Source organism: Sphingomonas sp. AC522, from assembly GCF_979258125.1.
On the sequence record NZ_OZ409836.1, the window covers coordinates 3,455,001 to 3,474,602 of the forward strand.

Consider the following 19,602-nt stretch of genomic DNA (forward strand, 5'->3'; position numbering starts at 1 on the left):
GATCATCCTCTCAGACCAGCTAAGGATCGTCGCCTTGGTGAGCTTTTACCTCACCAACTAGCTAATCCTACGCGGGCTCATCCTTGGGCGATAAATCTTTGGACTTACGTCATTATCCGGTATTAGCACACCTTTCGGTGAGTTATTCCGAACCCAAGGGCAGATTCCCACGCGTTACGCACCCGTGCGCCACTAAGCCCGAAGGCTTCGTTCGACTTGCATGTGTTAGGCATGCCGCCAGCGTTCATTCTGAGCCATGATCAAACTCTCAAGTTTATGTACGATACGGCCGAGGTGGAATGCCCTGACCGAACCGCTCATTTCAAGGAGCCGCTCTGCACAAAATCTTATTACGTATGGAAACGTGTTAGGACTATGTAGAGCGACTTAGCTTTACCGAATTACCAACGCCTTGAAGCCGTTGGGTCCGGGGCCGCCGCCCACATGTCCCTTCATCTAAATCACAATGTCAAAGAGCGCAAAACACCGACGCCGTACCTTACCCCCTTTTTGGTGGGGCGGTCTGGCGCCTGGTTTTTGGTGACCAACTCGGCGGCCCCGTTGAAGAGCACCGCGTCGGTGGAGTGGCTTCTATGCGCGGCTTCTGATTCGGTCAACAGCGATTTAAAACTTTCTGTCTTTTTTTCGAAACAGGCCCCGAAACCCGCAGAAAACCGCCGTTTTTTTCGTTTGCGCAGCAATGCAGACGAGCGTCATTAAGGCATTGGGTCCTGTGCATCGGCCGAATCAGGCGTCGAATCAGGGGTTAAATCCCACTCGAACCCTCTGAAAAACGCCCGATCGAGCGATTCAGTCCCATGAATCGCCCTTCCCCCCCGCGATTGCTGATTCGACCGCCGCTCCGCCGCGCAGTTTACGGCGCATAAAGGCACGCGGGCGCATAGCGCGCACATGAGCGAAGCCGCAGCCCTGCAGGGCGACACCGAACCCCAGTTGCGCGATCAAGTGCGGAGCGCCGTGATCTGGCGTTCCGGGACGCAGATCGCGGGGCAGCTGCTCACCTGGGCATCGACCTTCATCGTGATCCGGGTGCTCAGCCCCAGCGACTATGGTCTGTTCGCCATGACCCAGGTCGTCCTGGTCCTACTCAACATGCTCAATGGCTACGGGCTGGCCAGTGCACTGATCCAGCGCGGCGATGCGGGGCGCCATGCCCAGCGCCAGCTGTTCGGCATGCTGATCCTGCTCAACCTGGCATTGGGCCTGGCCCAGTTCCTCGCCGCCCCCGTAGCTGCGGCTTATTATCGCCAGCCGATGGTCGCCGATCTCCTGCGCGTGCAGGCGCTGCTATATATCGCCACGCCCTTCATCGCGCTCCCTTATGCGCTGCTCGCCCGCGAGATGGACTTCAAGAAGCAGGCCAAGGTCAATTTCGTGTCGGGGCTGGCCGGTGCGGTCGCCGCGCTCGCCGGCGCTTATGCCGGGCTCGGCGTCTGGACCTTGGTGCTGGCACCCATAGCCCTTTTCGTCGTGCGCGCGTTCGGGATGACCTGGGCCGCGAATTCGCTGATGCTGCCGAGCTTCGACTTTCGCGGCGCCAGCGACATTGCGCGCTATGGCGGAGTGATGGCGTTCGGGCAGATCTTCTGGTTCGTCCAGAGCCAGGCCGACGTGTTCATCGCTGGCCGCCTGTTCGATCCGCACACGCTGGGCATCTACACCACCAGCCTGTTCCTCACCCAGATCTTCGTCTCGAAGTTCGTGCCTCCGCTCAACGAGGTCGCCTTCACTGCCTATGCGCGGCTGAAGAACGACAAGGCCGCGGTCGGCTCGGCCTTCGTAAAGTCGGCGCGACTGATCATGGTCGTGGCGCTGCCGTTCTATCTTGGGCTCGCCGCCGTCGCCGAGCCGCTGGTCGAAGTCGTGCTCGGACCTAAGTGGCTCGAGGCGGCGCCGATCGTGCACTGGCTTGCGCTCGCAATGCCGATGATGACGCTGCAGACCCTCTATTCCCCGGCGACCGACGCATGCGGCCGCCCCGGCATCGGCGCGCAGAACGGCATCGCCGGCGCGATCCTGCTTCCCGCGGCATTCCTGGTCGGGGTGCATTGGGGTGTGTTCGGGCTGATCGCCGCATGGTTCGTCGCGTATCCGCTCTATCTCGGCATCTCGACATGGCGCACGCTGCCGGTGATCGGCGTCCGCCTGCGCGATCTGGTCGATGCAGTGACTCCGCCCGCTCTCGCCGCAGTCGCGATGGCGCTGGTCGTGATGCTGGTCGGGCAAATGCTCCCGGCGCTGCCCGCGCTCGCCCGCCTGGCCTTGCTCGTCATCACCGGCGCCGCGGCCTATGGTGCCTGGCTTGCCATCTTCGCGCGGCCGACGCTGCACCAGGTCTTCGACATGATCCGCAAGCGGCGCGGTTAGGCTGTATCGACAGTCAGATCTGGCGCGACGCAAAAAGGGGACTGTCCCTATTTTGAGACCACTCGCGATGGCGTCAGCTGAGTGTCATGCAGCCGGAGTCCAGATTCTACACCGACTGAATATAGCTCCGCATCGCCTCGGCCTCGGATTCGATCCGATCGATCCGGTGCTTCACCAGATCGCCGATCGAAACCAGCCCGATGCATCGGCCGCCCTCGACCACCGGCAGATGGCGGATCCGGCGCTGCGTCATCAGTGCGAGTGCGCCGAGGATCGATTCGTCGGGCCGCACCGTAATCGCCGGAGAGGTCATCACTTCGGACACGCGCCGGTCGAGCGCCGCCGCGCCGTCCCGCTCCAGGCTGTGGATCACGTCGCGCTCGGAGAATATGCCGAGCACTGCCTCGCCGTCGAACACGGGCACTGCGCCGATCCGGCGCGCGGCAAGCAATTGCACCGCCTCCGCCACGGTGCTGTTTGCACCGATCGACACCACGTCGTGCCCTTTTCCCCCCAGGATTGCTGCGATGGTCATCGCCGTCTCCTCAAATTTGGGTCCAGGCGGTTGTTTCTCCCATGATTCGAACCCAATTGCAAAAACATGGGTGAGCCCGAAACAGGCTTGGACGATCCGCGCTATGCTGCCTTCGCATGGGGCCGGTTCAAGCGGATATTATGGTGGATGGCGGGCGTCGCAGCACTCGCCAGCCTGGTCGCGGTCGGCATGATGCGGTGGTCGCTCGGCGAACTCACCATCCATGTCGTGATCGCCACCGTGCTCGGCACCTTCTTCACGATCATGATGACCGCGGCGCTGATGGGGCTGATGTTCCTGAGCTCGGGCAGCGGGCATGACGAACAGGTCAAGGATCCGCTCAAGGGCGAAGTCGACCTCGACTGACAAAATCCTCCCCCGCCAGGGGGAGGTGTCGCGCAGCGACGGAGGGGGAGGACGCGGAACGAGCATGATTCCAGACCTCCTCCGACAGCCTGCGGCTGCCACTTCTCCCTAGCGGCGAGGATCTCGACTAATCCACATCCCGCAACCGGTAGCTGAGCCGCGCCGTGCCGTTCGCCGGCACATCCACGATCCAGACGTCGCGGCTTTTGCGGCGGATCAGGCGCACCGAGGTCTTCTGCAACTTGTACGAATCGCTGATGTCCAGCTCTGCCTCGTAACGCACCGGAAAGGGGCTGGCATTGGTGACGATAAGGACATGCTCCCTCCAATCCTTGCCATCCGGACCGGTTTCGATCGCTGCGTGCACCTGGGTAGCGGCGCTCAATTCGACTTCGACTTCCTCGCCGATCGCCTTGTCCGCGATCGAACCTTCGCCAACCAGCAGCCGCCGCTCGCCCAGCGGCTCGAACACCGCGACCATCCCCTGCGGCAGCGGCAGGCCGAGCCCCTTGTCCTTCTTGTTCTGCGCACGCAGCACGATCCAAACGGAGTCGCTGTCGTCGAGGTCGTCGTCGTCGATCCGGCTGCGATAAATGACTTCGACCGGCACCGAGGGGTTATCGAGCAGCGCCACCTGCTTCTGGCTCATCGACGCTACATTGGTCTTGTGCGGGATGCGATAAAGCTTGAGGTCGCCCAGATCCTCCTGCGTCGCGCGCGATCCGGTGACGACGATTTCCTGATCGCTTTCCGCGCGCATCATTGCCGGTGCCGGTAGCGCCTGCGCGAGATTGCCGTCCGGGAACCTGCCGATATCTTCGGCCACGATCGCATCCGCCGGTGCCGGCAGCGCAAGGCAGCGAAAGCTCAGCGGTTCCGCCCGCGGCGCCTGCGGCTCGTCGCCGTCTTCGCGGTTCGGCCGCCCGGCGATCGCCATCGTCTCGGCATTCTCGAAGCTGGTGACATCGCCATTGGCCAGCGTCACCCAGGCGACCAGATCGGCGCTCTTTCCGTCGGGACGCACCGTCGCGACATAATTGGCCTGCCAGTCGAAGCCCCAGGCGAGATAGGAAAGCGTCAGCGTGACCTGCCCCGAACGCGGGCTTTCGGTCTCGATCGACAGCGTCGGCTTGGCCGAAAGCCCCGCAGGCACCTTGTCGTAGACGATTGCGTCGTTCTGCCGGCAATCCGCCGCGACGAAGCCGCCCGCGGTCTCGAAGATCGCCGCCCCGTCTGCGCCCGAGCGGATGATCGCCCGCTCCTCGGTCACCTTGCCGTCGCGGGTGCGGCGGATCGTCACTGGCCGGTTGAGGCTGCGCTCGTACAGGCTGCGCTCGGACAGCAGGTCGGCGTCCATGTTCTTCTCGCGCACGCCGTCGGGCAGACCGGTGACGATTGCGCTTTCCGGCAAAATCCGCCCCGCCACTCCCTCGAAACGGATCACTGCGCGCCCCTGGGGGATCGTCACCGTCCGCGTCTCGGTGATCAGCGCATAGCCTTGCAGCCAGCCCAGCTCGAGCTCGGCACCGGGGCTGCGATAGGGCGCGCGGTAGATCGAGACCGAGACAGTGTCCGGCCCCTCGGATGTGACCGTCTGCGCGCGCGCCGCTCCCCCAGTCCATGCGGCGGCAAGCGCCAGCAACGCCAGAAGCGCGCGCATCGCCCGGTCAGTAACGTGTGAGGAAGACGGCGGTGACGATCGTCTCGCCATTTGCCGGCACTGCAACCTTCCACAGCGCCTCGTCGGCATTTGTCCGGTCGCTCGCTAAGGACTCGCTCTCGATCCGCGTGTCCTTCCACCAGCTGTCGAGCCCGCCTTGCGCCAGCTCCACCGTCACCGCCGCATCGCGCGCATTGGTCACGCGGTAGCGCATCGTAGTGCGCCACCTGGTATCGCTCACCCGCTCGCGCTTTTCGACCGTGGGTTGCACCTTCACGTCGAAGGCCTCGCCGGTCTTGAGCGCCAGCCGCGATCCCATTGGCGTGTGGCCGATATTGCTCTCGCCGATGAATTGCGGCTGCCCCCGCACATCACGCATATAGACGCGCACCGTCCCCGCCGGCAGCGCATCGCCCAGCCCGCCCTCGCGCGACGAGGAAAAGCGCAGCACCGTATCCGCGCTCTGCGCTTCGTCACTGCGGCTGAGCCAAGCATTGCGGTAATAATAGGCTTTGCCAGCGGGCGCACCACCGACATCGAGGAAGCTGACCTGCTTCTGCTGGGCGTTGGCGATCGTCGTGCGCTCGGCGAGCGGATAGACATAGAAGTCGCCCAGCCGCTCGCGGCCCGCGCTCTCGGTCCCCGCCGCATTGCCCGGCGGCACCGGCGGCCGCCAGTTGCGCGGGCGGCTGTTCTGCCCATCGCCCACCGCACCCGCCACCAGCAGCGTGCTCGCCTTGCTGAAGGTCGTGCCGCTATTGTTGGTCAGCGTGATCCAGCCCTGGACGTCGATCTTGCCTGCGGTCTCGTCGAACAGAGCGACATAGTCCGCCTTCCAGCCCAGCCCGCGCGAGAGATAGTTGAGCGTCACCGGCCGTGCGCCTGCGCTCGCACTGTCCAGGGTTACCGACAGGGTCGGCCGCGCGCGCAGATTGGGCGGCAGCGAGGCAAAGACCACGCGCGCATTCATCCGGTCGAGTATCTCGATGCGGTTGCCGATCTGGACGATCGTGCCGCCATTGTTCGCCAGCACCCGCGCCTGCTCGCGAGTCTCGGCCTTGGTCTCAGGATTGCGCGAAACCAGTGTCACGTCGCGGCCGACAGCCTTGCTCATCAGTTTTTCGGGCGTGAGCAGGTCGAAATCGAAATTCTGCTCGACGATGGCGATGCCGCTTCCAGTCAGCGTCACCGTCTCGGGACGGATGTTCGCAGAGACATCGGGAAATTCCTGACGCGTGCGCCCGTTCGGCAGGCTCAGCGTGCGCTTGTCCTGCACCAGCGCCAGATCGTTATTGTAGATCGTGACTGCGACTTCGCCCTGCGCACTCGCATCGGGATCGGCCGGAGCGGTCTGTGCCTGCGCAGTGGCGGGCAAGGCCGCCAGAACGAGTGCCGCCAAACGCATAACATCCTCCCCGACTGTGATCGGAGAGGATGCTAGCAGTTTGATTGCGAAGGGCTAGGCCCTAAGCGGAATGTCAGGCGCTGGTCGCTTCGGCATCGTCGCTGCGGACGACCCGGCGGCGGCGCGGCTTCTTGACCGGCTCTTCCGCCTCATCGGCGCTCGACGAAAGCTCGGCACCAAAAGCAGGCGGCAGCACCGCTACGTCGATGCCATGATCCTCAGCTGGTGCTTCGGCACGAACTTCGTCTCGGCGCGGGCGCGCGGCCCGGCGCGGGCGCTCTTCACGCTCGGCACGTTCCGGACGATCGGCCTGGCGTTCCGGGCGCTCGGCTCGTTCCCCACGATCGGTCTGGCGCTCGGGACGCTCGGCGCGTTCTGCTCGCTCCGCCCGCATCGGGCGCTCCTGGCGTGCTTCGCCATAGCTTTCCTGGGTGCCCGGCTCCCCTTCCTGGCTGTTCCCATTCGCATAGTTGTTGCCGTTGGCGCGGCCATTGCGGCGCGGCTCGCGATCGTCGCGGCTGCGCTCTTCGCGGCCCCGGCCTTCACGGTCACCATCGCGATCACGGTCGTTGCCACGAACTTCACGCGGCTCGCGATAGTCGCGCTGCTGCCGTTCTTCGCGCGGTTGTTCGTCGCTGCGATTGCCTTCGGCTTCGTAGTCGAAATCCTCGTCCTGGTCGTCATTCGCTTCCTGCGGACGGCGGGCCTGGGGGTTCTGTTCCTCGAAGCGCGAGCGGGTCTCGCTCAGCACACGGAAATAATGGTCGGCGAACTGCAGATAATATTCCGCGTTCACACGGTCGCCCTGGCGCTGCGCGTCGGAGGCGAGGTTCTTGTATTTCTCAAGCAGCTGCGCCGCATTGCCGCGCGCGCGATTGTCGATGCGGTTGCCATTGCCCTGCTGGCCGGAATTACCGCCACCGGGACGCTGCTGACCGCCACGGCCGCGACGGCGGCCGTTGTTAGCCTGACGATTGTTCATCAAGGTCTGTATGTCCTGTCTTTACTAAGCCGTCCGTCGGTCCATCACGGGTCCCGGATGCAAGTTACCTGTGCAAATGCCCCTCACCGGATGCATTTGCGTGCCATGGCTGCCGGACTGCAGCAGCGCACTGACTATGGAGTGGAGCTGAGCGTTTTACCGCCCATTCGTTCAGTGGCTTTGTGTGAGAAAGCTACCCTGCCCCGCGCACTGTCTTAGCGGGTGCAACACTAAACTCCAAGCACAAATATGGGTTGTCCACACCGAGATTCAAGTAAGCAGAACCGCTCTGGGACGCCCGCCCAGGTCTTTTCGCCCGCACGACGAAAAGCCTTGATCGAGAGCAAGCGCCGAAACCGCATCCATCTGCGTCCAGCCGATCTCCAGCACCGCCGCGCCGCCGGGCGCGAGCAAGCCGCGGAGCTGGGGAAGGATGATCCGGTAATCGTCGAGCCCATCCTCGCCCGCGAACAAAGCGGACGCCGGCTCGAAGCGCCGGACGTCCTCGCCAATCGCTTCATGCGTGCCGATATAAGGCGGGTTGCAGAGGATCAGATCGTATCGCGCATCGATGCCAGTGGCCCAGTCGCCAAGCTGAAACTCCGCCCGATCCGCCAGACCCAGCCGCTGTGCATTGACCCGCGCATAGCCCAATGCCGCGTCGGACTGGTCCACTCCGAGTCCGCGCGCGTCCGGCCAGTGGTCTAGCGCCGCGAGCAACAGCGTCCCCGGACCCGTCCCGAGATCCAGGATCGTCGCCGGCGCGTGCAAGCCGAAATGCTCGATCGCCGCCTCGATCACCGCTTCGCTGTCCGGCCGCGGGATCAGTGCCCCCGGCCCCACTGCCAACTCGATCGACCAGAACCCTCGCGTGCCGGTGATGTACGCGATCGGCTCGTGGAGCATCCGCCGCTCGATCAATGCCGCGAATCCCTCGGGCACATCCGCATCGAGATAGCCGAGCAACAATGCATCGCGCTCTACCCCCAGCGCATGCGCCATCAATAGTTCAGCATCGAGCCGCGGTGTGTCGCTGACTTCGGCAAGGCGCTGAGTCGCGGCCGCGAGCGCCGCGCGGATCATGAATCCAGCTGCGCCAGCCGGTCGGCCTCGTCCTGCGAGATCAACGCACCCAGCAGTTCGCCCATGTCACCCTGCATGATCTCGGGAAGCCGGTGCAGCGTCAGATTGATCCGATGATCGGTCACGCGCCCTTGCGGGTAATTATAGGTGCGAATCCGCTCCGAACGATCGCCCGAGCCGACCATCGATTTGCGTGCGCCGGCCCGCTCGGCATGCAGCCGCTCGCGTTCCTGCTCGTACAGGCGCGTGCGCAGCACCTTCATCGCCTTGGCCTTGTTCTTGTGCTGCGATTTCTCGTCCTGCTGGATCACGGTCAGCCCGGTCGGGATATGGACGATGCGCACGGCGCTGTCCGTCGTGTTGACCGATTGCCCGCCCGGCCCCGACGAACGGTAGATGTCGATGCGCAGATCCTTGTCGTCGATCTTGATATCGACTTCCTCGGCCTCGGGCAGCACCGCCACCGTGGCTGCCGAGGTGTGGATCCGCCCCTGCGTCTCGGTCGCCGGCACGCGCTGCACGCGGTGGACACCGCTTTCGAACTTCAGCCGGGCGAACACCCCCTTGCCCTCGACCGAGGCGATCGCTTCCTTGAACCCACCCGAATCCGAGGATGAGGACGAAATCAGCTCGACCCGCCAGCCCTGCCCCTCGGCATAACGCTGGTACATTCGGAACAGGTCGCTCGCGAACAAAGCCGCCTCGTCACCCCCGGTGCCGGCGCGGATTTCGAGCATCGCCGCGCGCTCATCGGCGGCGTCGCGGGGCAGCAGCGACAGCGCCAGCGCCCGCTCGGCATGTGGGATCGTCAGCTTGAGCGAATCGATCTCCTCGCGCGCCATCTCGCGCAATTCCTCGTCGCCATCGGCTTCCATGCCGATCAGCACTTCGAGCTCCGCCCGCAGCCGCCGCACTTCTCCGGCCGCTTTCGCGACCGGCTCCAATTCGGCATATTCCTTGGAGACCGCGACGAACTTGTCCCCGGGCAAGTCGCCGGTCGCCATCAGCGCCTGCAACTCATCCCGCCGCGCCTCGATGGCGGCTATGCGATCGGGGGGGATGTTCATGAGTGCAATGTAACCGCTACATCTGCGTACATAAGCTCTTCGTGCGAAAGGCGCGCAAGATCGCCGACTCGAATGAGTAGCTGCCTAGATAACGATTCCGCAGCGATGCCATCCAGCGTTCCACCGCCTTTACCGCGCTTAACGTCAATGTAAATTAAGTCGCTCGCGACCGAGTGTTGAGGTTCAACAACGATGAAAATCAGTGATGGGTTCTTGCCCTGAGCCTTATCGTATCTTTTCTTAGAAGAACCGCCAAGAACTGAGTCTGCGCCGATCCCCTCTCTGCGTAGCGAGGTGGTAAGCGCCGTGACCTTGTCGCTCAATGCGTCGCTATTGGCAGTAACAACCACCGTCGGCCGTTCAACGGGAGTGTAATCCATCAGCATCGCCAGCCGCTCGACCCCAGCAGCCCAGCCCACCCCCGGCGTCTCCGGCCCGCCCAGCGAGCCAATCAGCCCATCATAGCGCCCGCCAGCCAGCACCGTCCCCTGCGCGCCCAGCCGGTCGGTGACGAACTCGAACGCAGTGTGCCGGTAATAATCGAGCCCGCGCACCAGCCGGTCGTTGCGCGTCCACGCCACGCCCGCGGCATCAAGCCCGTCGGTCACCGCCTTGAAGAACGCCGCAGCCTCTTCGGTCAAAAAGCCATCGATCCCCGGCGCGCTGTCGGCGATCGGCCGGTCGCGCGGATCCTTGGAATCCAGGATCCGCAGCGGGTTTTTCTCCAGGCGAGTCACGCTGTCTTCGGACAATTCCCCGCGGTGCTTCTCGAAATGCGCCACCAGCGCCGCCCGCCAGGCATCCCGCGTCTCGGCATCGCCCAAAGTATTGAGCTGCAGCGTCACGCCCTCCGAAATGCCCAGCTCGCGCAGCAGCTGATCCGCAAGCACCAGCAATTCGACATCCGCCGCAGGCTCGGCCGCGCCGATAATCTCGGCGTCGATCTGGTGAAACTGGCGGAAGCGTCCCTTTTGCGGGCGCTCGTAGCGGAACACCGCACCGCTGGTGACCAGCTTCATCGGCGCATGTTGCTGCCAGCCCTCGGTAATGAAGGCGCGCGCGATTCCCGCTGTGAATTCGGGCCGCAACGTGATCGAATCCCCGCCACGATCCTCGAACGTGTACATCTCTTTCGAGACCACATCCGAAGTCTCGCCCATCGAACGCGCGAACACGCCGGTGGCTTCGAATACGGGGGTTTCCACGCGCTGGAAGCAATAAAGACGGCGCACGCGGTCGAATGCGTCGAGGACCGCGGCGAACCGCCGCTGCTCCTCGCCGAAAATGTCCTGGGTCCCCCGGATGCGCTTGGGCGTTTCGATACGTGCCATTGCGGCGGGGTTACTAGCAGGTTCGCCGAAGCCTGCAACGCGGGAGAATTATTCCGCCGCGGCGCGCGCCAGCAAAGCCCTGGCCTGCTTGAGATGCGGCTGATCGATCATCTTGCCGCCCAACTTGAGCGCCCCCGCCCCGGGATTGTCGGCAAAGGCCCGGATCACATCGCGGGCATGCTCGATCTCAGCCTTGCTCGGCGTGAAACCCGCATTGATGACCGCCACCTGCGCCGGATGGATCGCCATCATGCCGGTAAATCCATCACGCCGACCACGCGCCACATAAGCCGCCAGCCCTTCGGCATCCGCGATGTCGGGATAAACCGTCTCGATCGCCGCCACCCCCGCGGCATGCGCCCCGAACAAGGTCAGCGATCGCACCATCTGATAGGGCGCGGTATAGCTGCCATCCTCCTCGCGCGAGCTCGCCGCGCCGATCGCCGCGGGCAGATCCTCCGCGCCCCAGGTCAGACCCATCAGATGCCCCGCAACCTCGGCATAGTCGCCGAGTGCGAATACCGCCGCCGGAGTCTCGGTCGCGATCGGCAGGATCGGCGGGCACGCGCCCCACGCCATGCTCACCAGCGTCCGCACCGAAGCCACGCCCTCGGCCTTGGGCAGCACGATCCCGTCGGGCTTTTGCGTCAGCACCGCGTCCAGGTCTGCCCGCGCCTCGCCGCCGTCGATCGGGTTGATCCGCACCAGGCACGCCGTCCGCCGCTCGCCCCCCAGCCAGGCCGCCACCGCCGCGCGCGCTTCGGGCTTCTTCTCGGGTGCCACCGAATCCTCGAGATCGAGAATCAACGCGTCAGCGCCGCTCGCCTCGGCCTTGGCAAAGCGCTCCAGCCGGTCGCCGGGCACGAATAGCAGCGAGCGCAGTCTCATTTGCCGGCGCTCTCCCGCGCCAGCGCGCGCATATGCGCGAATTCCATCAATTGGTCCGCCATCGCCGAGACCTGCCCCTGCACCGCAGCGTCGGCGAAATGGCCCTGCGTGTCGAACACCGGATTGAGCGAATTGATCGTCACCCCCAGCGGCGTCGGCCACCCCCGCAGCGCATGCGCAATCGCGCGCAGGGTCGCCAGCGTGCTGCCGGTCGCCTGCCACCCCGCCGCGACCGAGGCGAGACCCACTGCACGCCCGTCGAGATAGGGCCGCTCGTCCTTCGCCATGTCCTGGACGTAATCGAGCGCGTTCTTGAGCATGCCCGAGATCGTGCCGTGATAGCCCGGCGAGACGATCACCACCCCGCCCGCCTCGCGCAGCGCGCTCACCAGCTCGCGGGCATTGTCGCAGCGGTCGTCGCTGGTGCCATAGGTCGGGAAATCGAGTTCGGGGCCCGCGAACAGCCGCGTCCGCGCGCCGCGCGCCTCGCATGCCTCTAGTATCTTGCGCGTGATCCGTTCCGAGGAACTGGCGGCGGCAACGGTCCCGCCCAGCCCTACGATAAGCGGTGCCTGCTTTTCGGTCTGCATCCCTGCCTGTTGCCCCGAACCGGGGGCGAACGCCAGAGGTTAGCGATGCGTGAGACTGCCGATCAACGCCGATAGCGGCCATTGCGGCTCGGCATCGGTCCAATAAGCGCGCACCGGAAAGCGCGCGCCGTTCGCGAAAATGGGGAGCACGGTCACATCCGCAGCAAGATGTGCGACATGGCTCTCGCAGATCAACGTTACGCCCGCCCCCGCCGCCACGCGCTCGATCAGCCGCGCCGGGCCGACATCGACGATCGTCGCATCGAGCGCCGCGCCCGCGGGCATGATCATCCGCGCGAGGAAGCGGTGCATGTCCGTGCCATATTGCTGGCGCGACACGAGCAAGGGCTGGTCGCGCAGATCGGCGGGAAGAACTGCTGGCTTGACTGTCAGCGCATGCCCGTGCGGTGCCGCGACCATCACGCGATCGTGCCACACTTCCTGCGAACGCGTCCCCGGTTCATCGTCGCCCGGCAGCACCGCGAGCGACAAGTCCCCGCGCCGAAGCGAGGCAAGCAGCGCACCTCGCCCCATTTCGTGCACGCCGATATCGACCTTGGGACAGACGCGCGAGAATTCGAGCAATTCGTCCGCCAGCCGGTCTCGGCAGATCGAGGCAAAGCAGCCGACCGCTAGATCATGCTGTTCCGGGCTGCCCTTGCCGGCGAAAATCGTGCCGGAACCGGCGGGTACGCTTTCCATCAAATTAGGGATGCGCGATTCCGCGGTGCCGTGTTGCGTCATGCGACGAGTGCGACGAAGCTGCGACGAAAGTGCAAGGCGCCGCGACGGGTACGTCAAACCGCCTATTAGCACCGTAACGACTTCGCGCTACAAATGGCCCCGAGGGGACCCACCAGATGCACGACCGGAGAGGCGAGTCATTTGCCGGACTAGAGTCGCTCGACGCGCTGACCCTGCGCGAGAGCGAGGAGCAGTTCCGTCATCTCGCCGAAAACATCCCGGGCCTGTGCTGGGTCGGCGACGACAAGGGCCGGCTGATCTGGGCCAACCAGCAATGGCACGACATGTTCGACGGCACTTCGGCCGAACGCGGCGATGCCAGCGGGGTCTGCCATCCCGAGGACTTGCCCGTAGCATTGGCCTTATGGGACCGGATGCGCGCCGAGGGCGAGACCGCGGCAGTCAATCTGCGCATGCGCGGGCGCGACGGAGTCTATCGGCCTTATCTCAGCAAGGCCGTGCCGATCCGCGATGAACAGGGCGCGATCTCGCGCTGGTGCGGCGTCCAGATCGATTTGAGCGAGCGCCGCGCGCACGATCGCCGCCAGGCAGTGCTCCGCGCCTTCCACGATCGATCGCGTGATCAGAACCAGCCGGCGGCGATCCTCGGCATCCTCGCCGGGCTGCTCGTCGAGCACATGGCGATCCCGCATTTCCTTTATGGCGAGACCGTGGATGGCGATCCCGCCACGCTCCAGGTGTTCCACGCCCTGGACGGCATCGAGCAGAGCAACCCTTCCGCGCGCTTCAGCCTGATCCAGGCATTCGCCGCGCTCGCCGAGCGCCACAGCTGGACCGAGAGTCGCGTCGTCGAGGACAATATCAGTCTCGGCCGCGGCGCCGACGATCCCGTCCAGCACGCCGCCGATCTGATGGGCGTGCGATCGAGCATCAATGTGCCGATCGTCAAGGAAGGCAAGCCCGTCGCGATGATCGCGGTGCTCGATACGGTCGCGCGCCGCTGGAGCGAGGACGAGATCGAGCTGGCCGAGGAGCTGGCCGAGCGCGTCTGGGCGGCGCTGGCCCGCGCCCGCGCCGAGGCTGCGCTGCAGGAGCGCGAGCGCCACCAGGCCTTTGTCATCGACTGGAGCGACCGCGTCCGCGGCGAAACCAGCCCGCAGGCGATCATGCACGTCACGCTCGAATGGCTTGGCCGCCACCTCGGCATCACCCGCGCAACCTATTCGGAAAGCGATCCAGCAGGCCGCGTCTTTTCGATCCTCGGCGAATGGCGCGATCCGGAAGTGCTCAGCATCGCCAATACCAGCTTCTCGCTTGACGATGTCGGCGAGACCGTCGAGCGGGAATGGCTCGCGGGTTCGATCGTCCGCTACGACGATGTCGCCACCGATCCGCGCATCGATGCGGCCAATGTCCCCGCTTATCTCGGCGCGCAGATCCATGCGTTCGTCAGCGTCCCCCTCATCGAGAATGGCCGCGTCCGCTCCGCGCTCTCGGTCCAGCACCGGGAGCCCCGGCATTGGGGAGACAGCGAGATTCAGTTGCTCCGCGACATTGCCGAGCGCACCTGGGTCAGCCTCGAGCGCGCCCGCGCCCAGGCCGAGCTCGCCGAGCGCGAGCGCCACCAGGCCTTTCTGATCGACTGGAGTGACCGCGTCCGCGGCGAGACCTGCCCCGACGCAATCATGGCCGTCACGCTCGAATGGCTCGGCCAGCATCTCGGCGCCAGTCGCACCACTTATGCCGAATGCGATACCAGCGGCCGGCGCTTCACGGTCACCGGCGAATGGCGCGACCAGGTGTCGTCGATCCGCGGCAACAGCTTCTATCTCGAGAATGTCGGCGCCGCGGTGGACCGCGAATGGACGATCGGCGAAGTCATCCGCTACGACAATGTCGAGGATCCCCGGCTCGAACAGGCAGCGATCGACCGCTATTTGGGCGCGCAGATTGCCGCCTTCGTGTCGGTCCCGCTCGTCCAGGGCGGCGCGATGCGCTCGGCGCTTTCGATCCAGCAGAGCAGCCCTCGCATTTGGCGAGAGAACGAAATTCAACTGATGCGCGACATTGCCGAGCGCACCTGGGTCGCGCTCGAACGCGCGCGCGTCCAGACCGCGCTCCAGGAACGCGAGCGGCACCAGGCCTTCCTTATCGCCTGGAGCGACAAGGTCCGCCGCGAGACCAGCCCCCAGGCGATCATGGCGACCACGCTCGAATGGCTCGGCCAGCATCTCGGCATCACCCGGGCAACCTACTCGGAAAGCGATGCCGCCGGCCGCGTCTTTACGGTGTCCGGCGAATGGCGCGATGGCGTCTCCAGCAATCTCGGCGCGCGCATCACCCTGGGCAGCATCAGCGCCTCGGTCGATAAGGAATGGGTGAGCGGCGATCTGGTCTGCTATGACGATGTCGTCGGCGATCCCCGCGTCGATAAGGCCGCGGCCAAGCGCTATCGCGAAACCAGCATCCGCGCTTTCATCAGCGTGCCTCTGGTGCAGGACGGGCAGATGCGCTCGATCCTCTCGGTGCACGACAAGAATCCGCGCCAGTGGCGCGAAAGCGAACTCCAGCTGATGCGCGACGTGGCCGAGCGCGCCTGGGTGACGCTCGAACGCGCCCAGGCCGAAGCTGCTCTCCAGGCGCGCGAGCGCAACCAGGCCTTTCTCGTCGCGTGGAACGATCGCATCCGCACCCGCACCAACGCCCGCGAAATCCTCGGCGAGACGCTTTCGGCCCTCGGCGATCATCTGGGCGTCATGCGCACCAATTTCGCCGAGACGATCAAGGGCGGCGAGGAACTCTGCGTGCTCCAGGAATGGACCGAAGGAGTGCTGAGCCAGACCAACGAGCGCTATCCGCTCAGCGTCCTCGGCGCCAAGCTCGCTGCGGCGCATTCGAGCGGATTGCCGGTCCGCGTCGACGACACCGCCAATGATCCGCGCTTCGACGAAACCAACAAGCCGCTGTTCGATAGCCTCAACATCCATGCGGTGCTGACGCTGCCGATGATGCGCGGCGAGGAGATCGTGGGGGTGCTTTCGGTGCAGCATGCCGCCCCGCGCCGCTGGACCGACGAGGAAGTCGATCTCGTACGCGATCTCGCCGATCGCACCCTGGCGGTGCTCGAACGCGCCCATTCGGAGGAGCGGCTGGCCGAAAGCGAGGCACAGCTATCCGCCTTCCTCGAAAACGCCCCCGTGGCGATGCATCTCAAGGATGGCGACGGCCGCTATATCCGCGTCAATCCGGAATTCGCCAAGGGCCTCGGCCGTACCCGCGAGGAAGTCCAGGGCGCGCATGCCGACGAGATCTTCCCGCCGCGCATTGCCGCCGAGACGCGACGGCTTGAGCAACTTGCTTTGTCGGGTCAGGTCGCAAGCGCCGAAATCTCGATCGGCGAGATCCTGGGCAACGACACCCAGGTCCTGTCGATGGTCTTTCCGATCACCGGCGCGGGCCAGGCGCGCACCGGCGGTTTCATCCTCGACTTGACCGAGCGCAAGCGCGCCGAGGCGGCGCTCGCCCGCTCGCGCGAGACGCTCTACCAGACCGAGAAATTGTCCGCGCTCGGCTCGCTGCTCGCCGGCGTCAGCCACGAACTCAACAACCCGCTCTCGATCGTCGTCGCCCAGGCCGTGATGATGGAGCGCCAGTCCCAAGGCGGCGAGCTCGCCGAGCGCGCGCAGAAGATCCGCAAGGCGGCCGACCGCTGCGCGCGCATCGTCCAGACCTTCCTCGCAATGGCGCGGCAGAAGCGCCCCGAGCGCGAGCCCGTCGATCTCAATTCCGTGGCGATGGCAGCCTATGATCTCGCCGAATATGGCCTGCGCACAGACGGCATTGCCGGCACTCGCGAGCTCGCGCCCGCCCTCCCGACGATCTCGGCGGATTCGGATCAGCTCCACCAGATCATCATCAATCTGCTGGTCAATGCGCAGCAGGCGATGTCCGATACTGCCCGCCCCGATCGCCGCTTGACGCTACGCACCGCCGAGGGCGAGACCGCGGGCACTGTGATCCTCGAAGTGATCGACAACGGCCCCGGCATTCCCGAGGAAGCGCATCGCCGCATCTTCGAGCCCTTTTTTACCACCAAGCCGCAGGGCGAGGGCACGGGCGTCGGCCTGTCCTTCTCGCAGGGGCTGGCCGAAGCGCATGGCGGCAAGCTCGAATTGCTGCGGAGCGAGCAAGGCGCGCATTTCCGCCTCACCCTTCCCGTCGATCCGGCCCAGGGCGCGCCCGAGCTCCAGACCCCGGCCCCTGTAGTGGTCGAGGCACCGGTGCGCCGCGCGCTGGTAGTCGATGACGAGCAGGAGATCGCCGAATCGCTCGCCGATTTCCTCTCGATCGAAGGCTTTGTCTGCGACGTCGCCGTCGGCGGCGCGGACGCGCAGAAGCGCCTCGCAAAGGACGACTACGACCTGATCGTCAGTGACTTGCGCATGCCCGGCATGGACGGCCCGCAACTCTATGCCTGGCTAAAGGCCGAACGCCCCGATCTCGCCGAGCGCATGGCCTTTGCCACCGGCGACACCCTCGGCACCGCCGCCGCGCGCTTCCTGGAAGCCGTCGAGCGCCCCGTACTCGAAAAGCCCTTCATGCCCGATGCCGTGCATCGGTTTCTTCAGCAGATGGACCTCGCATGACTACCGAACCCGCCAGCGAACTGACCCCCGCCCCCTACATCGTCATGGTCGATGACGAAGAGGATCTGCGCGAGCCGATCGCCGCCTATCTGCGCGAGCAGGGCATCGAAGTCGGCGAGGCCGGCGGCGGTGCCGATCTCGATGCGCTGCTGCTCCGCCGCGTCCCCGCTCTGGTCGTGCTCGACGTGACCATGCCCGACGAAGACGGCTTCAGCATCGCCCGGCGGCTGCGCGCCAAATACGACAATCTCGGCATAGTCATGCTGACCGCGCGCCGCGATGTGATCGATCGCGTTGTCGGCCTCGAACTCGGCGCCGACGATTACATCATGAAGCCGTTCGAGCCGCGCGAGCTGCTCGCGCGCATCCGCTCGGTGCTCCGTCGCCTTGCCGCGGTCTCTGCCGCACCGACTGTCCTCAGCCGCGCCGATCGCGCCGACGACCTGGACGACGACGAGGACGAAGACGAAGCCCCGGCGCTCCGCGGCAATTATCACGAGGAGTTCTGGATCCCGACCACGCGCGGCCAGATCCGCGTCCCGGTCGATACGATCGAGTGGATCGAGGCCGCCAAGGATTACGCCCTGCTCCACACCCCCGAGCGCAGCCACATGATCCGCGTGACCATGGCGGCGCTTGAGGACGGGCTCGACCCCAAGCACATGATTCGCGTCCACCGCTCGGCCTTCGTTCGCCCCGCCGCAGTCCAGCGCGTCAGCGCCATCGGCCGCCACATGGCGCTGGAACTCAAGTCCGGCGCCGTCGTCCGCGTCGGCCCCCGCCACTGGAGCGAAGTGCGGCATCGGTTGAAGCTGTAGGTTCGTCGCACCCTTGTCGCAGTGCGGCGGACATTATCTGCAAGCCCCTGCATAAGACGCTCACGCTGCCCAGCCACCCCCCCGGCCTTGGCGGCGTACGAGCGCCAGTCGCCCCCTAGGACGGCGCCAATAGCGGCCACCCGGACCAACCGTCCGGGTGGCCGCTTCTTTTTCTCCACACCCCAACTCCCCCCGGAAACACGCATTTTGGTCGCTTCGTCGCGCAGCCGAAACGGTCTCGCCGCAGCTTCGTCGCGCCGGTCGCGGGGCGCGTTCCTTCCCCCGATTCGCCGCCTAGTTGAGCCGCAGACGGTCACTGACGGCCGCTCGCCAACGCCCGGCACAGACCGGAGAATTCAGGGAATACAGATTATGCGTACCGCACTTTTCATCCTCGCCTCGGCTTCGGCCTTCGCCTTCACGGCCCAGGCTGCCAATGCCCAGGACTTCACCGGCCCCCGCGTCGAAGTCACTGCCGGCTATGACAGCACCAATGCCGATGACGGCGTGGCCGCGACCCCGAACACGCTCGACGGCGCCCGCATCGGCGCTGCAATCGGCTACGATATCGCGCTCGGCGACACCTTCCGCATTGGCGCCGAAGCCGATGCCGGCTTCCTAGTCTCGGGTGACAATCGCTATGCGGCCGGCACCAGCAGCTATCGCATCACCACCGGCCGCGATCTCGGCCTGTCGGTCCGCGCTGGCGCCAAGGTCGGCGACAAGACCTTCATCTATGCCAAGGGCGGCTACGCCAACAGCCAGTACCGCGCCCGCGCAGTGATCGGCGGCGCCACCGGCCCCACCACCACCGACGTGCGCAGCAATGAAGACGGCTGGCGCATCGGCGCGGGCGTCGAGCACATGGTCACCGACAAGATCTACGCCAAGGCCGAGTATCGCTACACCAACTACGGCAACCAGGTGTCGCGCCATCAGCTGCTGGCCGGCGTCGGCTATCGTTTCTGAGCCCCATGCTCGGGCTTCGTGGGGGCAGCGCTTACCGGCGCTGCCCCTCTCCCCTTAGGAGACTCATCATGCTCAGGAACTTCCTGACCATCGTCCTCGCCGGCTTCCCGCTACTCGTCATGGTCAGCGTTTGGAACGCGACAGCCTGATGCCGCTGGTCGAATTCGCG

General features: G+C 65.3%; 15 protein-coding genes and 1 rRNA gene (1 of these 16 cut by a window edge). 5 read left to right on the forward strand and 11 right to left on the reverse strand.

What is annotated here, in order from left to right; translation table 11 throughout:
* A 16S ribosomal RNA gene (locus ACZZZM_RS17320) occupies window positions 1-276 on the reverse strand (it extends 1,211 nt beyond the left edge of the window).
* Between the two features lie 636 nt (window positions 277-912).
* Here ACZZZM_RS17320 and ACZZZM_RS17325 point away from each other — a divergent pair.
* The gene (locus ACZZZM_RS17325) at window positions 913-2,388 is read left to right on the forward strand and encodes a lipopolysaccharide biosynthesis protein (RefSeq protein WP_463596314.1); all 1,476 of its coding nucleotides are present in this window, start codon (window positions 913-915) and stop codon (window positions 2,386-2,388) included.
* 106 nt (window positions 2,389-2,494) lie between these two features.
* Here the strand turns inward: ACZZZM_RS17325 and ACZZZM_RS17330 are convergent, their stop codons facing one another.
* Window positions 2,495-2,923 (reverse strand): CBS domain-containing protein, encoded by a 429-nt coding sequence (locus ACZZZM_RS17330; protein ID WP_463596315.1) that lies wholly within the window; start codon window positions 2,921-2,923, stop codon window positions 2,495-2,497.
* 66 nt (window positions 2,924-2,989) lie between these two features.
* Between ACZZZM_RS17330 and ACZZZM_RS17335 the strand changes: the two genes are divergently transcribed.
* Window positions 2,990-3,289, forward strand: coding sequence for a hypothetical protein (locus ACZZZM_RS17335; protein ID WP_463596316.1), 300 nt, complete (start codon window positions 2,990-2,992; stop codon window positions 3,287-3,289).
* Window positions 3,290-3,416: 127 nt separating this feature from the next.
* Here the strand turns inward: ACZZZM_RS17335 and ACZZZM_RS17340 are convergent, their stop codons facing one another.
* From ACZZZM_RS17340 to ACZZZM_RS17380, 9 genes are all read right to left on the reverse strand, one after another.
* On the reverse strand, window positions 3,417-4,949 hold the full coding sequence (locus ACZZZM_RS17340) for a DUF4139 domain-containing protein (protein ID WP_463596317.1): 1,533 nt from the start codon (window positions 4,947-4,949) through the stop codon (window positions 3,417-3,419).
* 7 nt (window positions 4,950-4,956) lie between these two features.
* The gene (locus ACZZZM_RS17345) at window positions 4,957-6,354 is read right to left on the reverse strand and encodes a DUF4139 domain-containing protein (protein WP_463596318.1); all 1,398 of its coding nucleotides are present in this window, start codon (window positions 6,352-6,354) and stop codon (window positions 4,957-4,959) included.
* A gap of 73 nt (window positions 6,355-6,427) precedes the next feature.
* The gene (locus tag ACZZZM_RS17350) at window positions 6,428-7,336 is read right to left on the reverse strand and encodes a DUF4167 domain-containing protein (RefSeq protein WP_463596319.1); all 909 of its coding nucleotides are present in this window, start codon (window positions 7,334-7,336) and stop codon (window positions 6,428-6,430) included.
* Between the two features lie 270 nt (window positions 7,337-7,606).
* Window positions 7,607-8,419, reverse strand: a complete 813-nt coding sequence (gene prmC / locus ACZZZM_RS17355; RefSeq protein WP_463596320.1) for a peptide chain release factor N(5)-glutamine methyltransferase — start codon at window positions 8,417-8,419, stop codon at window positions 7,607-7,609.
* Window positions 8,416-9,486 carry a peptide chain release factor 1 gene (gene prfA, locus ACZZZM_RS17360; RefSeq protein ID WP_463596321.1) on the reverse strand — a complete coding sequence of 357 codons (1,071 nt, stop codon included), beginning with the start codon at window positions 9,484-9,486 and terminating at the stop codon, window positions 8,416-8,418. The genes prmC and prfA overlap by 4 nt, the downstream gene beginning before the upstream one ends.
* Window positions 9,483-10,817, reverse strand: coding sequence for a histidine--tRNA ligase (gene hisS, locus ACZZZM_RS17365; RefSeq protein WP_463596322.1), 1,335 nt, complete (start codon window positions 10,815-10,817; stop codon window positions 9,483-9,485). The genes prfA and hisS overlap by 4 nt, the downstream gene beginning before the upstream one ends.
* Before the next feature lie 48 nt (window positions 10,818-10,865).
* Window positions 10,866-11,705 carry an HpcH/HpaI aldolase/citrate lyase family protein gene (locus ACZZZM_RS17370; RefSeq protein WP_463596323.1) on the reverse strand — a complete coding sequence of 280 codons (840 nt, stop codon included), beginning with the start codon at window positions 11,703-11,705 and terminating at the stop codon, window positions 10,866-10,868.
* On the reverse strand, window positions 11,702-12,295 hold the full coding sequence (locus tag ACZZZM_RS17375) for an NADPH-dependent FMN reductase (RefSeq protein ID WP_463596324.1): 594 nt from the start codon (window positions 12,293-12,295) through the stop codon (window positions 11,702-11,704). Before ACZZZM_RS17375 ends, ACZZZM_RS17370 begins: the two co-directional genes overlap by 4 nt.
* A gap of 39 nt (window positions 12,296-12,334) precedes the next feature.
* A complete protein-coding gene (locus ACZZZM_RS17380) occupies window positions 12,335-13,039 on the reverse strand; it encodes a LysR family substrate-binding domain-containing protein (protein WP_463596325.1) in 705 nt (234 codons plus the stop codon).
* A 116-nt stretch (window positions 13,040-13,155) separates the two neighbouring features.
* Between ACZZZM_RS17380 and ACZZZM_RS17385 the strand changes: the two genes are divergently transcribed.
* From ACZZZM_RS17385 to ACZZZM_RS17395, 3 genes are all read left to right on the forward strand, one after another.
* The gene (locus ACZZZM_RS17385; protein WP_463596326.1) at window positions 13,156-17,646 is read left to right on the forward strand and encodes a GAF domain-containing protein; all 4,491 of its coding nucleotides are present in this window, start codon (window positions 13,156-13,158) and stop codon (window positions 17,644-17,646) included.
* Entirely contained in the window at window positions 17,643-18,464 is an 822-nt protein-coding gene (locus ACZZZM_RS17390; RefSeq protein ID WP_463596327.1) for a response regulator, read from the forward strand. Before ACZZZM_RS17385 ends, ACZZZM_RS17390 begins: the two co-directional genes overlap by 4 nt.
* Before the next feature lie 372 nt (window positions 18,465-18,836).
* Window positions 18,837-19,433, forward strand: coding sequence for an outer membrane protein (locus ACZZZM_RS17395; protein WP_463596328.1), 597 nt, complete (start codon window positions 18,837-18,839; stop codon window positions 19,431-19,433).
* Window positions 19,434-19,602: the final 169 nt, after the last annotated feature.

What these genes read in the sequence shown, in the direction of transcription:
- ACZZZM_RS17345 (WP_463596318.1), bottom strand. Translation starts at nt 6,354, where the DNA reads ATGCGTTTGGCGGCACTCGTTCTGGCGGCCTTGCCCGCCACTGCGCAG.
- ACZZZM_RS17390 (WP_463596327.1), top strand. Translation starts at nt 17,643, where the DNA reads ATGACTACCGAACCCGCCAGCGAACTGACCCCCGCCCCCTACATCGTC.
- hisS (WP_463596322.1), bottom strand. Translation starts at nt 10,817, where the DNA reads ATGGCACGTATCGAAACGCCCAAGCGCATCCGGGGGACCCAGGACATT.
- ACZZZM_RS17375 (WP_463596324.1), bottom strand. Translation starts at nt 12,295, where the DNA reads ATGCAGACCGAAAAGCAGGCACCGCTTATCGTAGGGCTGGGCGGGACC.
- ACZZZM_RS17380 (WP_463596325.1), bottom strand. Translation starts at nt 13,039, where the DNA reads ATGACGCAACACGGCACCGCGGAATCGCGCATCCCTAATTTGATGGAA.
- ACZZZM_RS17395 (WP_463596328.1), top strand. Translation starts at nt 18,837, where the DNA reads ATGCGTACCGCACTTTTCATCCTCGCCTCGGCTTCGGCCTTCGCCTTC.
- prfA (WP_463596321.1), bottom strand. Translation starts at nt 9,486, where the DNA reads ATGAACATCCCCCCCGATCGCATAGCCGCCATCGAGGCGCGGCGGGAT.
- ACZZZM_RS17335 (WP_463596316.1), top strand. Translation starts at nt 2,990, where the DNA reads ATGGGTGAGCCCGAAACAGGCTTGGACGATCCGCGCTATGCTGCCTTC.
- ACZZZM_RS17325 (WP_463596314.1), top strand. Translation starts at nt 913, where the DNA reads ATGAGCGAAGCCGCAGCCCTGCAGGGCGACACCGAACCCCAGTTGCGC.
- prmC (WP_463596320.1), bottom strand. Translation starts at nt 8,419, where the DNA reads ATGATCCGCGCGGCGCTCGCGGCCGCGACTCAGCGCCTTGCCGAAGTC.
- ACZZZM_RS17370 (WP_463596323.1), bottom strand. Translation starts at nt 11,705, where the DNA reads ATGAGACTGCGCTCGCTGCTATTCGTGCCCGGCGACCGGCTGGAGCGC.
- ACZZZM_RS17350 (WP_463596319.1), bottom strand. Translation starts at nt 7,336, where the DNA reads ATGAACAATCGTCAGGCTAACAACGGCCGCCGTCGCGGCCGTGGCGGT.
- ACZZZM_RS17340 (WP_463596317.1), bottom strand. Translation starts at nt 4,949, where the DNA reads ATGCGCGCGCTTCTGGCGTTGCTGGCGCTTGCCGCCGCATGGACTGGG.
- ACZZZM_RS17330 (WP_463596315.1), bottom strand. Translation starts at nt 2,923, where the DNA reads ATGACCATCGCAGCAATCCTGGGGGGAAAAGGGCACGACGTGGTGTCG.
- ACZZZM_RS17385 (WP_463596326.1), top strand. Translation starts at nt 13,156, where the DNA reads ATGCACGACCGGAGAGGCGAGTCATTTGCCGGACTAGAGTCGCTCGAC.